The sequence below is a fragment of the Prochlorococcus sp. G4PB17 genome, from assembly GCF_059772445.1.
Map to the genome: position 1 here is coordinate 1876015 of NZ_CM186288.1, position 13121 is coordinate 1889135.

The following is a 13121-nucleotide window of genomic DNA, read 5'->3' on the forward strand; positions in this document are numbered from 1 at the left end:
ATGAAATCCATCTTTATTGATTGTAGTCTTGGAATATCTGGAGATATGCTGGCATCAGCATTATTTGACTTAGGTGTTCCACAATCTATTTTTCTTAGTAACTTAGTAAACCTAAATATAGATAAAAACTATAATCTAAACTTTGAGGAGAGAGATAGTGAAGGAATAAAAGGGGTTTTATGTACCAAAACGAAAAAACAATTTAAAGAATTACCTAGAAGTCTTGATGATATAAAAAAATTGATTTTGGATTCAATGTTGAATGATTATGTGAAAAAGAAATCTATTGATGTATTCGAAATTCTTGCTGAATCAGAAGCAATTGTTCATGGTAATACAACCTCAAATGTTCATTTTCATGAACTAGGTTCAATTGATTCGATAATTGATATTGTTAATGTATGCTCAGCTATTGATTTTTTAAAGCCAGAAAAGATTTATTTTTCAAATCCACCTGCAGGGATGGGAGTTGTTTCTACCTCTCATGGCCTTTTACCAGTTCCTGTCCCAACAGTTTTAGAGATAGCTAAGCAAAATGAAATTCCATTAATTTCGTTTGAAGATAACTATAGTGGCGAGTTAACAACACCCACTGGTATTGCATTGATAGCAACTTTTATAGATAAAAGTTATAAACCTGAAAATATAAATATTAAAAGAATTGGTATCGGCTTAGGTAGTAAAAATATTTCTCGACCTAATTTCCTGCGAGCCTTGCTAATAGATAAGAATCCTAATGATATAAAACATAATGATAATCTTGCGTATGAGTCTATTATTTCCCAGGAAGCGTGGATCGATGACTCTACACCAGAAGATATTGCACTTTTAATCGAAAGATTAAGATCCGCTGGAGCTATTGATGTTATTTGTCATTCGGTTGATATGAAGAAAAATAGAAAAGGTATATGTATAAAAGCTATCTTAAAACCTCAGAATGTAAGTTTATTAAGAGAAGTTTGGTTTAATTACAGTACAACACTTGGATTAAGAGAAAATGAGATTAATCGTTGGATACTTCCGAGACGAATAGGAAAGCAGAAAACTAAATTTGGGATGGTTAATTTTAAACAAGCAATCAGACCAAATGGTAAAATCTCAATAAAGATTGAACATAAAGACTTGACTCGAATTAGTCTGGAAACTGGTATTTCTATAGAAGAGATTCGTCAGAGAGTATTTAATGAATTATTAGAATCTTACAATTTAGATGATTATTTACTTTGATGCTTAATTTTAAAAGTAAAAAAATCCCTTTAATTTTTAGTATTTTTTCTAAAATTAATATTAAACTGTTGATAACGTTAATTTGTTTTGTTTTCCTTGGCATATCAATATACGGAAATTTTGAGGCTTTATCTAGTCAGCAAATTACTTGGAATGAAGTCTTATGGATATTAGCTGGGATTCTTATTAGTTTTTTAAGCATAATTATCAATGCATTTGCCTGGAAGCTGTTAATTAATAGTCTTGGTTGTAATAGTAATAAATTGAATATAATCAAAATATTTTTAAATACAAATATCTATAAATATTTACCAGGTGGAATATGGCATTTTGTATCCAGGTATAATAAATTGCGCTTAAAATTTTCAACTGAAAAATCAGTAGAGTCGATTTTATTAGAACCACTATTGATGCTTGTAGCTGCATTAATTTTTGTGCCTTTTGGAAGTTTTGACATATTTATTTGTACTGTTTGCTGGTCTTCAACGTTGGTTTTTTTATCTGGATTTAGAAAATTTATAATCACAAAGTTGAAGTTGATTAAGGCTAATATTTTTACTAATAATAATATAGTTAAAGTAAAAGAGTTACCTCAAAATAATGACTTAACCAATACAAAAATATTTTATCCATATAAACCATTAATTGTAGAGAGTATATTCATTTTGTTTCGCTATCTAGGCTTTTTATGTTGTATAAAAGCATTTACTATGGGATCACCAATTTCTCAGGGGGAGTTAATCTCTTCTTTCTCCTTAGCGTGGATGATTGGTCTTGTTGTACCTGCTGCTCCTGGCGGAATAGGTGTTTTTGAATCTGTAATCCTCTTTTGTCTTGGCTCTCAGTTTCCAGAGGGAAATTTATTGGCTTCATTACTTTTCTATCGCCTTGTTTCAACTATCTCTGATATATTTGCAGCTTTTGTTTACCCGGTTAAAGGATTATTTAAAGTTTAAATTCTGAGTTATTTGCTTCTATTATTTAAGTTTGGTATTAAGACAATTGAGGCTATTAGTCCTAGGCAAATTATTATCAATGAAGGTAATATAGACTCTGCGAACCTTTCATCTCCTGCGTACTGGAATATTCGTACTGAAAGTGTATCAAAATTAAATGGTCTTAATATAAAAGTTAATGGTAATTCTTTTATTGTGTCAACAAAGACAAGAAGTGAACCAACAAGTATAGGACCTTTAAGAAGTGGTAAATGTATTTTAAAAAGTACTTTTGGCCAGCTTTTACCAAGACTTACAGCAGAATTATCAATACTTGGTTTTATCCTTTCGAAGCCAGCATCAAGTCCACCTTTAGATACAGCTATGAATCGAATGGTGTAGCCCCATATAAGTAAACTCAAAACATTGATTTGCCAGAAACTTCCTTTGAATGAAATAAGAGCAATGGCTAAAACAGATCCAGGTATTGCATAACCAATACTAGATAAAAAGGTAAATGTATTTAATAATTTATTATTTTGCCATCTCTTTGAAGCTGATAATATTAAGGCTATAAATACCGTTATTAAGGAAACAAGTATAGCCAAACTAAAGCTTCTAATAGTTAATCCAATTAGATCAGTATTGAAGCCTTGATTTATTTGTTCAATATTTATTATTGCCCATGTAATTGGTATGCCTAAGGTGAAGATGGGAGGTGCCAAAGCTATTACTTTGGCAAGCAGTAGATATATACCTTTTAACTTCCATTTTGGTGAATCTCCAACACTGATTCCATCCGACCATCGTTTACTTCTTTCTCTTGATTGTCGTTCAATAGCAACTAATAGAAAAACTAAAATCAGGGCAAATAAAGCAAGAGTAATTGCACCTGAAGGCTCACCTTCTTCTACCCAGCTTTCCATAATTCCAGCTGAAATACTTGGAATATTTAAAAGTTGAACAGCGCCCAACTCATTTATGATTTCCATAGCCATTAAAGCTAATCCAGCAGTAATTGAAGGTATTGCAATCGGTAGAGATATTCTGAAAAAACTTTTCCAAGGTCCTACCCCAAGAGTTCTACATGCTTCTATTTGTTTTCTGCCAGCTTTTTCAAAATTTTCTGAACTTAGAAGAAATACATATGGGTAGGTCGTAAAAGCCATCACTATCACACCCCAAAACAAACCGGTAATTCTTATGACGTGAATACTGCCTAGGTCAATAAGTGTGGCTGCTAATAAATAAGCTGGTGTTGCAAAAGGAATTAGTTGACAAATTTTAAGGATTTTTATACCTCTAAAATGGCAATTAGCTAATATCCAACCGTTTGTGATTCCTAGAAATCCTCCTAGAGTCAGTGAAAAAAATAATAATAATAGTGTTCCTCCTATTTGATTTACATTATCTTTTGTTAGATAAAAAGTACCATTTTTAATACCGTACAGCCCCTCTCCAATAAGACTAAATAAAGGCCATAAGATAAAAAATGTTATTAAGATAACTAGGACTTTTAATATAAAGCGACTATTATTTAATTCGATTAGATTAGAAAGAAAAAAATTATTTCCTTTTCTTTTTTTATTTTTTTGGAGTGAATTTAACATTTATTAGTTGATGATTATAAGTGAATCTTTTTTGATTATTCATCAATACATGCACTTAGTTGTGAAAGTATTTCCTCTTTATCTAATTCTTTGCCAATTAAGACAAGCTGATTTTTTCTTTTTTCTCCCCATTCACTATCTTCAATAGACATTCTTTTGCCTGCCAGATGAAATACATGTCTTCTTTCGCTTTCACTAAACCATAGAATTCCCTTTGCTCTAAATACATTACTTTTTAATTGATTATCCAAGAAAAATTGGAATTTTCTAAGGGAGAATGGTTTTTTATTTTGAAAAGATATTGAAAGAAAATCTTCAATTTTATTATTTTCTTCTTTGGAGTGCTCATGTTCATGTTCATGCCCATGCCCATGCTCTGAGTTGCACTGAGCTATTAAATCTGTCTCAAACAGACCCACACTTAGTAATAGATTTAATGGAATATTACCTTTAATACTTTTTAAAATCCTAACATCATTTTTTATTTCTTTTAGCTTTTTGATAGTGTCTACTAAATCTTTATCAGGTACTAAATCGCATTTATTTAGAAGTAAAATATCACTATAGATTATCTGAGATCTGCCAATTGAACTTTCTAAGGCAACGTTATTAAAATTTTCAGCATCTATTAAAGTTATAATAGAGTCCAGTCTTGTCTTATCTCTTAATTCACTGCCTAGTAATGTCATTGCAACTGGGAGTGGATCAGCTAATCCTGTGGTCTCAATAATAATGTAATCTAGTTGCTTATTAACATAAATTAATTTTTCTATTGCTTCAACTAACTCTCCATTTATAGAGCAACAAATACATCCATTGCTAAGTTCTATCATTTCTTCATCAGTTTTAATTATTAACTCATTATCAATTCCTATTTCTCCGAATTCATTTACTAATACAGCTGTCTTGATACCTTTTTGATTGGCAAGTATATGATTTAATAAAGTAGTTTTTCCGGAACCTAAAAATCCTGAAATAATGGTAATGGGTATATTTTTTTTTGAAACTATATTTTCTTTTGCTTTGGATTCAATCTTTTTCATTTAAAACCTTAAGAATAATAATAAATTAGATACTTATTAATGTATCAATAGACTCAGCAAGTTTTGTATCATTAATTGTAATTCCTCCTTTATCATGAGTTGTTAATTCGATTATAACTTTGTTATATGTATTTTGCCAATTTGGATGATGATCCATTTTTTCAGCTAAAAGAGCGACCTTACTCATAAAGCCAAAAGCATCAATGAAATTATCAAATTTAAATTCTTTCTTTATCGTTTTTTTATCTATTATCCAAGAAGGGTTTTTTTCTATAAAAGAATCTAGTTGATTTTGCCCTATTAAGGAAACCATGAGTTTTTGATATTTAATATTAATTTAAATCAAAATTACCAATTGCATGCAATTGTAATGATCTTGATTTATTTGATGCTCTATGTTCCCAAATATAGATGGCTTGCCATAAGCCTATCTCTAATTTACCATCGACAACACTGAAGCTTAAATTATTTGAAGTAAGCATTGTTCTTATATGAGCAGGCATATCGTCTAAACCTTCTTCTGAATGAAGATATTCTATTTTTTTACGACTTCTGTCAATTGGATAAACTCCTTCCTCTGGGACAATAGCTTTCATGTATGTTGATAGATCTTTAAGAACATTAATATCAGCATTTTCATTTATAATTAAACTACAGCTTGTATGCTTTAGAAAAATAAGAAGTATTCCTTTTTTAAGCTTCTTATATTTTATCCAATCATTAATGTCTTTTGTTATATCAGTAAACCCTTGCCCCTTCGTCTCGAAATCTAAAGTTGATAGAATCTGTTCCATTTCTAATAAAATGTTTAGTCTGATTGTATTAAATACTAACAGCTTTGTTCCTTTCTTATTAATAAAAAGTATTTTGAATCTGATCTTATAAAAAAGACATAATATTTTTGATTTTTAAATCATGAACAATTTAATTAAGAACTTATGATTTAAATTATTTTAAATTGATCAAATACTTATCTCTTTTCATCAATTTGATATTAGGATTATAAAAATATCATATGGAATACTTTGTCAAAGTCTGCTTGGCAGCTTTTGGGTGATTACCTAAAAGATACGCAGTTGTTGGGATCTATACAAAGCACTCTCTACTGGGATCAAAATACATCGATGCCCATTGCTGGTTCAACTTGGCGAGGAGAGCAATTAAGTCTTTTAGCCAAGCAACTTCATGCAAGACAAAGTTCGGAACAGTTCGAAATTTTAATAAAAGAAGCTAAATCTGAACTTCAAAATTTAAAAGAAAAAGATTATTTTGAATCACAACTCATGACAGATAGGTTTAGAAATATTGAGTTGCTTGAGCAAGATTTCAATAGACAGAAAAGTTTGGATCCTCAATTGGTTGTTGAGCTTGCGACAGCAAAATCTGAAGGTTATATGTGTTGGCAGGAAGCCAGGAAAAATAATGATTTCAAAAGCTTTTCTCCAGCTCTTAAGAAATTAATCTCATTACGAACAGAACAATCCAATCAGCTCTGTGAAAAAAGAAGTTGCTGGGAGACACTTGCCCAGCCTTTTGAACCGAACTTAACCATTAATCGTGTTAGCGAACTATTTGAACCTTTAAAAAAAAGATTGCCAGAATTAATTCAGAAAGCAGAGACAATAACCAAGAAAAAGGGTAAAAAATGGGATTTAGCAATTAGCGATCAAGAAAAACTCTGTCAAATACTTTTAAATGATTGGTCTAGGGATCCTTCTAATACAGCTATAGCTAAGTCGCCCCATCCATTTTCTATAACTTTAGGCCCGGATGATTACCGAATTACGACTCGAATAGTTAAAGGTCAGCCACTTTCTTGCTTATTAGCTACTGCTCATGAGTGGGGGCATTCTCTTTATGAACAAGGCTTGCCTTCTGAAAGTCACCAATGGTTTGCATGGCCGTTAGGTCAAGCAACCTCTATGGCTGTTCATGAGAGTCAATCTCTATTTTGGGAAAACAGAGTTGCCAGGAGCCTTTCATTTGCAAAGTCTTTTTGGCATCATTTTGAGAATGCAGGTGCTCCAATTCACTCTGGTGATGATTTATGGATCAATCTAAATCCATTTACTCCAGGATTGAATCGAGTAGAGGCCGATGAGCTCAGTTATGGCTTGCACATAATGATTAGAACTGACTTGGAAATTGATCTTCTTGAGAGAGGACTTTCTGTAGAAGATCTGCCCAATGAATGGAATAAAAGGTATTTAAACCTTCTGGGTGTTTTGCCGGAAAATGATACTGAAGGATGCTTGCAAGATGTGCACTGGAGTGAGGGGATGTTCGGTTATTTTCCTTCTTATTTGCTTGGTCATCTTATTAGCGCTCAGTTAACAACAACTCTTGAAGAAGATTTAGGGAAAATTGAAAATATTATAGAATCTAAGGAAATCAGTAAAATATTGGGTTGGCTTCGCAAAAATGTTCATCATTATGGAAGAAGTTTAGATTCCGAGCAACTTGTTAAGAAGGTCTCTGGAACAAAATTATCACCAACTTATTTTCTTGAATACTTAGATAATAAACTTGAAAAGCTTTCTACAATCTCTAATTAAAATAGACATATATTGCCAAAAAAACTAAGTTGAGCATATCTCTTGTTGAAATTTTTCTAAATTATCTGCCATAACTCCATTTGCATTTACTGTGTTGATTTACCATGTAAGAACATAAAAAAATACCATGGCTAACCTTGACCAAGCACCTAGCAGAACAATGCCTAATCTGCTTCATATATTACCTGCGTTTGCCAATGAATCTGAACTTAGAGTCAATACAATCGTTGAGTTAAATTCAAATACTATAAATAAATACGAACTTATTACTGAAACAGGGCATCTAAAGCTTGATCGGGTTGGATATTCTTCTCTGTCCTATCCTTTCGCTTATGGGTGTCTTCCACGTACATGGGATGAAGACGGGGACCCATTAGATATCGAAATTATAAATGTTACAGAGCCTTTGGTCCCCGGTTCAATTGTTGAGGCAAGGATTATAGGAATAATGACTTTTGATGATGGAGGTGAAGTTGACGACAAAGTTATTGGCGTAATAGCTGATGACAAGAGGATGGATCATATACAAAGCTTTGAACAATTGGGTAAGCATTGGATTAATGAAACAACTTATTATTGGGAGCATTACAAGGATCTTAAAAAACCAGGAACTTGCACAGTAAATGGTTTCTTTGGTGTTGAAAAAGCAGTTCAGATTATTAAATCCTGTGAGGAGCGTTACTTATCTGAAATAGATCCTAATTTAATTAATTAACTTTAATGAATGATTTAGGCCCTTGCAGACTTGAATATCTCTTCTAATATTTCTCCTGCTCCACGGCCTTTTAATTCATTAGCTAAGTCTATTCCTATTTCTTCTGCTAGGCTTACCGATCCTTTTTTTATATCTTTAATTAATCTTTTACCATCTAAACTTGCGACCATTCCTTCAAGAATTAATTCATCGTTGTTAATTTCCGTTCTAACGCCTATTGGAACTTGACATCCTCCCTCAAGCTCTCTGAGGAAAGACCTTTCTGCTAAACATCTTTTAGATGTTGATTCGTGTTCAAGTGTTTTTAAAATATCTAATACCTCTCGTTGACCACTTACACATTCAATACCAAGAGCTCCCTGTCCCACAGCATGGAGTGAAATATCAGTTGGAATTAACTGATGTATCCGATTAGCAAAACCAAGTCTTTGCAATCCAGCAGCAGCCAAGATAAGACAGTCATATTCTCCTGAGTCAAGCTTTTCTAATCGTGTAATAACATTTCCCCTTACATCTTTGAAAACAAGATGTGGATAATGGTATCGCAATTGAGCAAGCCTTCTTAAGGAACTAGTCCCAACTACAGAACCTTCTGGCAGAGTCTCTAGTTTGTGAATTTTATTTTTCTCATTAACTACTAACGCGTCTGAAGGATCTTCCCTTTCTGTGATGCAGCCAAGAATTAATCCATCTGGAAGGTTAGTGGGTAAATCCTTAAGTGAGTGGACTGCAATTTCGGCATGACCAAGAAGCATTTGAGCTTCAAGCTCTTTAGTGAAAAGACCTTTATCTCCTATTTTTGCTAAAGCTACATCAAGTATTTTGTCACCCTGCGTAGCCATTGCTTCTATGGTGATAGCAAGATCAGGGTGTGCTTTTTGCAGTTCATCTCGTACCCAGTTCGTCTGAACCATGGCCAGCTGGCTTCGGCGAGAGGCGATGCGCAGTTGGTCTAGTGTCATTAGCAAATATTTTCTATTTCTTTACCTTAAGCAGTCAACCTTACCAAATTAAAATTCTTGGAAAATAATTTAATAAGGTTGATGTGAAATGAAATCTGTAATCTAAACAATTATTTGTATTTGCTTGAAAAGTAAAGGTTATCGTTTAATTGTTTTAATTTAACTTGATATATTCTTTAAGAACCCCGTTCCTGTTTGGATGACGGAGTTTTCTGAGAGCCTTAGCCTCTATTTGTCTAATCCTCTCTCTCGTTACATCAAAAATTTGTCCAATTTCTTCAAGGGTTTTCATTCTTCCATCATCTAAGCCATAACGAAGTCTTAAAACATCCCTCTCTCTGGGACTTAATGTAGCAAGAACACCCTCCAAATCTTCTCTTAATAGGGTTTTTGCCACATCTTGTTCAGGATTTTCTATGTCTGCTTCAATAAAGTCACCTAGTCTAGAATCTTCTTCTTTCCCAATAGGGGTCTCAAGAGAGATGGGGAGTTGAGCGCTTTTGGCGATGAATCTGAGTTTCTCAATCGTCATTTCCATACTTTCAGCAATTTCTTCCTCGGTTGGTTTCCTTCCAAATTCTTGACTTAAAACTTTAGTGGTTTTCTTGATTCGTGAAATTGTTTCATATAAATGCACAGGCAAACGAATTGTTCTGCTTTGATCTGCAATTGCTCTGGTAATAGCCTGTCTGATCCACCAGGTAGCGTAAGTTGAGAATTTATATCCTTTTTCATGATCAAATTTTTCAGCTGCACGAATGAGACCAAGACTTCCTTCTTGGATTAGATCTTGAAAAGATAGGCCTCTATTCATATATTTTTTGGCAATTGAAACTACTAACCGAAGATTCGATTGCACCATTTTTTCTTTTGCTCGCCTACCAAGCATCAATCGCCTGCGAAAGCGTGCTAATGGCATTTCTGCAAGAACTGCCCATTCTTTCACTGATGGGAAATGGCCATTCTCACTTTCAAATTGCGCAGCTTCTTCCTCTAATTGAAGAAGATCAGCTATCTTTCTGGCTAATTCAATTTCTTCATCTGGCCTAAGAAGCCTTATACGCCCAATTTCTTGGAGATAAACCCTAATCGAGTCTTCTGTGTAAACACCCTTTGGTCCTATTTTTATACTTGCTAAAGCTTTAGCAGCGGCTTCTTGAGCGCTCGATAGCACTGAGGCATTATCGTCTTCATCAAGATCGATATCTGTTTCAGTTACTTTATCTGCTTCAGCAATTAATTTATCCGCCTCTAGATCTAAATCAATTTTTAGATCATTTGAAGATTCTTGATGAAGAGTTTGGGTTTCTTTGGTCACGTTTAAATTGGCGGCTGTTTTTTTAATTTTTTTGGAATTATTCCTAGTTTCCTGATTAAGAGAAATATTTTTAGATGCCTTTTTTTCCTTTAACATGATTTCCCCAATGGTTTTGTGGTCTGTTGTAGAACTCAGGTCGTTACCCGAAAAAATGGTCGGAATCTCCTAGAGATAATGTTTCAGGAAAAACTATTTAATTTGTAAAAATTCAACAGAAACACTCTAATTTGAGATAGTCCTTAATCGTGATAAATCTTGCGAAAAATCACATGACATCAATATGGACTTGAAATTATGAAGGATGTTTTGTTGAAGAATGGAAATGTGTAAGCAAAGAAGTCAGGGGATTTCTCAGACCGGCCTATCTAAGAATTGGATTTTTCCTATTCTTGAAAAAGCTTCTAGTCTTCCCTCTGGGTGGAATTTTGCAAGTTCCACAACAGATGTAAATCTGTTCACAATCTAATGGTAGAAAAAATTTCTAAAGTCGGCAAGTATTAAAAAAGATATGAACCTTTTTATATTTGATATTTGGTTACATGTGGGTCGTGAAGGACGATGTTTTTCTTATCAAGATGGAAAAAATTTAGATATTGATTTGGGCGATGTTGTGACAGTGCGCCTGAAAGGGCAACTCATGCAAGGGTTGGTCGTTAACAAGATGAAAAAAAATATAACTAGTGCACACCAAAATTTAAATAATTTTTCGCTTAATAATGTAGAAACATTGGTTCAAAAAGCGGCTATCAAAAAAGAATGGAGAGAGTGGCTAGAAGAAATTGCGCTGGATTTATATGTAAGTGATTTTCAGATGCTTAAGACTGCGTTACCGCCTGGTTGGTTAGGAAGGTCGAAACTATCGAATAGACCTAAAAAACTCTGGTGGGTAAAATTGTCTAGTAATAATTATGAGGAAAAGATATCTTCTCGACAGATTGAGTTAAAGAAAAATCTTCTATCAAATGGAGGAGGAAAATGGCAAAAGGATTTGGAGTCCGAAGGATTTTCTTCTGTATTGATTAGAAACTTTGTCTCAACTGGTTGCGGAGAAAGAGAGAAACGTCTTTTCTTTTTTAACTCTTTTGATGATGAAGAATCTAATGATAAAAAGATTTTCAAGATCGAGAAACCTCAACCTTTAACGTTAGAGCAGAAAGTAGCAAAAGGAAAATATGAGTCTCTTTCAAGTGGATCAGCTCTATTGCTTTGGGGGATTACTGGGTCTGGTAAAACGGAGGTATACCTGCAAATTGCAGCGCATGAATTATCTGAAAGTAGACATTGTCTTATCCTTACACCCGAAATTGGGTTAGTACCACAATTAGTTGATCGCTTTAGAAAAAGATTTGGATTAAATGTTTTTGAATATCATAGTAATTGTTCTAATAAAGAGAAAATTGATACATGGAAGAGATCATTAGATACTAGAAAACCTAGTATTTTCATTGGTACTCGATCAGCTATTTTTCTACCATTATCCAACTTAGGATTGATAGTTCTTGATGAAGAACACGATAGCTCTTATAAACAGGAATCCCCTATGCCTTGCTATCATGCAAGAGATTTAGCAATTCATAGAGCAAAAAAAACAGGTGCTAAAGTAATACTTGGAACAGCAACTCCATCTTTAAATGTTTGGAAAAATATAAAACCCAAAGGAAATATAGTTGTTTCGAAATTAACCCAAAGGATTTCGAATCGTAAATTACCAATGGTTAGTGTTGTAGATATGCGAGAAGAGTTAGCTATTGGAAATCGAAGCTTAATTAGTAGATATCTAAAAAAACAACTTTTGAGTATAAAAGAGAGTGGTAATCAAGCTATCATTTTAGTTCCTAGACGTGGATATAGTAGTTTTTTAAGTTGTCGTAGTTGTGGAGAGGTCGTTCAATGTCCACATTGTGATGTTGCCCTAACTGTACATCGCTCCAAAGAGGGTAATCAATGGTTGCGTTGCCATTGGTGTGACTTTCGTTCGAAAATTAGTGATAAATGTGGAGAATGTGGTTCAAATGCTTTTAAACCGTTTGGAACTGGAACACAAAGAGTGATGGATCATTTAGAAAGAGAACTAGAGGGTATAAGTTTATTAAGGTTTGATCGAGATACAACTAGAGGCCGTGATGGCCATAGATTGTTACTAGAAAGATTTGCTGATGGTGACGCCGATATTTTAGTAGGTACTCAGATGCTCTCTAAGGGTATGGATTTACCAAAAGTAACTCTTGCCGTCGTTTTAGCAGCAGATGGTTTATTGCATCGTCCTGATTTAATGGCTACTGAAGAAACGCTTCAACTATTTATGCAATTAGCTGGTCGCGCAGGGCGAGGTGAGCAACCTGGAAAGGTTGTAGTGCAAACTTATTGTCCTGATCATCCAGTAATCCTTCATTTGATTGATGGGAGTTACGAAGAGTTTCTAAAAAAAGAAGAAAAGACCAGAAAAGAAGCATTAATGGTTCCTTATAGTCGAGCTTGCTTATTAAGATTCTCAGGAGAATCTTCAGAGTTGACATCTAAAGGAGCATTTCATGTCTCATCAAAGATAAGGAATGCTTGCAGTGCAAAAGGTTGGAAATTGGTCGGTCCAGCACCTTCATTAGTTGAGAAGGTTGCAGGTAAAAGTCGTTGGCAACTTCTTGTTTACGGACCTGAATCAAGTCAAATTCCAATTCCTTATGGACCTGAATTATGGAAAGGCTTACCAAAAGGAGTAAGTCTTTCTATTGATCCTGACCCACTGCAATTATGAGTAG

General features: G+C 33.7%; 11 protein-coding genes. 5 read left to right on the top strand and 6 right to left on the bottom strand.

What is annotated here, in order from left to right:
• Together larC and AC6EJB_RS10685 are read left to right on the top strand one after the other, a co-directional pair.
• Complete coding sequence (gene larC / locus AC6EJB_RS10680) at nt 1-1227, top strand: nickel pincer cofactor biosynthesis protein LarC (RefSeq protein WP_498491468.1); 1227 nt, start codon at nt 1-3, stop codon at nt 1225-1227.
• A gap of 68 nt (nt 1228-1295) precedes the next feature.
• Entirely contained in the window at nt 1296-2183 is an 888-nt protein-coding gene (locus tag AC6EJB_RS10685; RefSeq protein ID WP_498491469.1) for a lysylphosphatidylglycerol synthase domain-containing protein, read from the top strand.
• A gap of 8 nt (nt 2184-2191) precedes the next feature.
• On the opposite strand, the gene AC6EJB_RS10690 is transcribed toward AC6EJB_RS10685, so the two are convergent.
• From AC6EJB_RS10690 to AC6EJB_RS10705, 4 genes are read right to left on the bottom strand one after another with little or no spacing between them, the layout of a single operon-like run.
• Nucleotides 2192-3772: an ABC transporter permease gene (locus AC6EJB_RS10690; RefSeq protein WP_498491470.1), complete on the bottom strand. Its 1581-nt coding sequence runs from the start codon at nt 3770-3772 to the stop codon at nt 2192-2194.
• A 35-nt stretch (nt 3773-3807) separates the two neighbouring features.
• The gene (locus tag AC6EJB_RS10695) at nt 3808-4815 is read right to left on the bottom strand and encodes a CobW family GTP-binding protein (RefSeq protein ID WP_498491471.1); all 1008 of its coding nucleotides are present in this window, start codon (nt 4813-4815) and stop codon (nt 3808-3810) included.
• A gap of 25 nt (nt 4816-4840) precedes the next feature.
• Complete coding sequence (locus tag AC6EJB_RS10700) at nt 4841-5128, bottom strand: 4a-hydroxytetrahydrobiopterin dehydratase (RefSeq protein WP_498491472.1); 288 nt, start codon at nt 5126-5128, stop codon at nt 4841-4843.
• A gap of 19 nt (nt 5129-5147) precedes the next feature.
• The gene (locus tag AC6EJB_RS10705) at nt 5148-5609 is read right to left on the bottom strand and encodes a secondary thiamine-phosphate synthase enzyme YjbQ (RefSeq protein WP_498491474.1); all 462 of its coding nucleotides are present in this window, start codon (nt 5607-5609) and stop codon (nt 5148-5150) included.
• A gap of 231 nt (nt 5610-5840) precedes the next feature.
• Here AC6EJB_RS10705 and AC6EJB_RS10710 point away from each other — a divergent pair, with 231 nt between their 5' ends.
• Nucleotides 5841-7370 carry a carboxypeptidase M32 gene (locus AC6EJB_RS10710; RefSeq protein WP_498491476.1) on the top strand — a complete coding sequence of 510 codons (1530 nt, stop codon included), beginning with the start codon at nt 5841-5843 and terminating at the stop codon, nt 7368-7370.
• A gap of 127 nt (nt 7371-7497) precedes the next feature.
• On the top strand, nt 7498-8085 hold the full coding sequence (locus AC6EJB_RS10715; RefSeq protein ID WP_498491478.1) for an inorganic diphosphatase: 588 nt from the start codon (nt 7498-7500) through the stop codon (nt 8083-8085).
• Between the two features lie 14 nt (nt 8086-8099).
• Here AC6EJB_RS10715 and hemC read toward each other — a convergent pair whose 3' ends face one another.
• On the bottom strand, nt 8100-9047 hold the full coding sequence (hemC, locus tag AC6EJB_RS10720; protein WP_498491479.1) for a hydroxymethylbilane synthase: 948 nt from the start codon (nt 9045-9047) through the stop codon (nt 8100-8102).
• A gap of 154 nt (nt 9048-9201) precedes the next feature.
• The gene (gene rpoD / locus AC6EJB_RS10725) at nt 9202-10461 is read right to left on the bottom strand and encodes an RNA polymerase sigma factor RpoD (protein ID WP_498491481.1); all 1260 of its coding nucleotides are present in this window, start codon (nt 10459-10461) and stop codon (nt 9202-9204) included.
• Nucleotides 10462-10873: 412 nt separating this feature from the next.
• Here rpoD and priA point away from each other — a divergent pair, with 412 nt between their 5' ends.
• Nucleotides 10874-13117 (top strand): replication restart helicase PriA, encoded by a 2244-nt coding sequence (gene priA, locus AC6EJB_RS10730; protein ID WP_498491482.1) that lies wholly within the window; start codon nt 10874-10876, stop codon nt 13115-13117.
• Nucleotides 13118-13121 lie beyond the last annotated feature (4 nt).

What these genes read in the sequence shown, in the direction of transcription:
- larC (WP_498491468.1), top strand. Translation starts at nt 1, where the DNA reads ATGAAATCCATCTTTATTGATTGTAGTCTTGGAATATCTGGAGATATG.
- AC6EJB_RS10690 (WP_498491470.1), bottom strand. Translation starts at nt 3,772, where the DNA reads ATGTTAAATTCACTCCAAAAAAATAAAAAAAGAAAAGGAAATAATTTT.
- AC6EJB_RS10695 (WP_498491471.1), bottom strand. Translation starts at nt 4,815, where the DNA reads ATGAAAAAGATTGAATCCAAAGCAAAAGAAAATATAGTTTCAAAAAAA.
- AC6EJB_RS10700 (WP_498491472.1), bottom strand. Translation starts at nt 5,128, where the DNA reads ATGGTTTCCTTAATAGGGCAAAATCAACTAGATTCTTTTATAGAAAAA.
- AC6EJB_RS10705 (WP_498491474.1), bottom strand. Translation starts at nt 5,609, where the DNA reads ATGGAACAGATTCTATCAACTTTAGATTTCGAGACGAAGGGGCAAGGG.
- AC6EJB_RS10715 (WP_498491478.1), top strand. Translation starts at nt 7,498, where the DNA reads ATGGCTAACCTTGACCAAGCACCTAGCAGAACAATGCCTAATCTGCTT.
- hemC (WP_498491479.1), bottom strand. Translation starts at nt 9,047, where the DNA reads ATGACACTAGACCAACTGCGCATCGCCTCTCGCCGAAGCCAGCTGGCC.
- rpoD (WP_498491481.1), bottom strand. Translation starts at nt 10,461, where the DNA reads ATGTTAAAGGAAAAAAAGGCATCTAAAAATATTTCTCTTAATCAGGAA.
- priA (WP_498491482.1), top strand. Translation starts at nt 10,874, where the DNA reads ATGAACCTTTTTATATTTGATATTTGGTTACATGTGGGTCGTGAAGGA.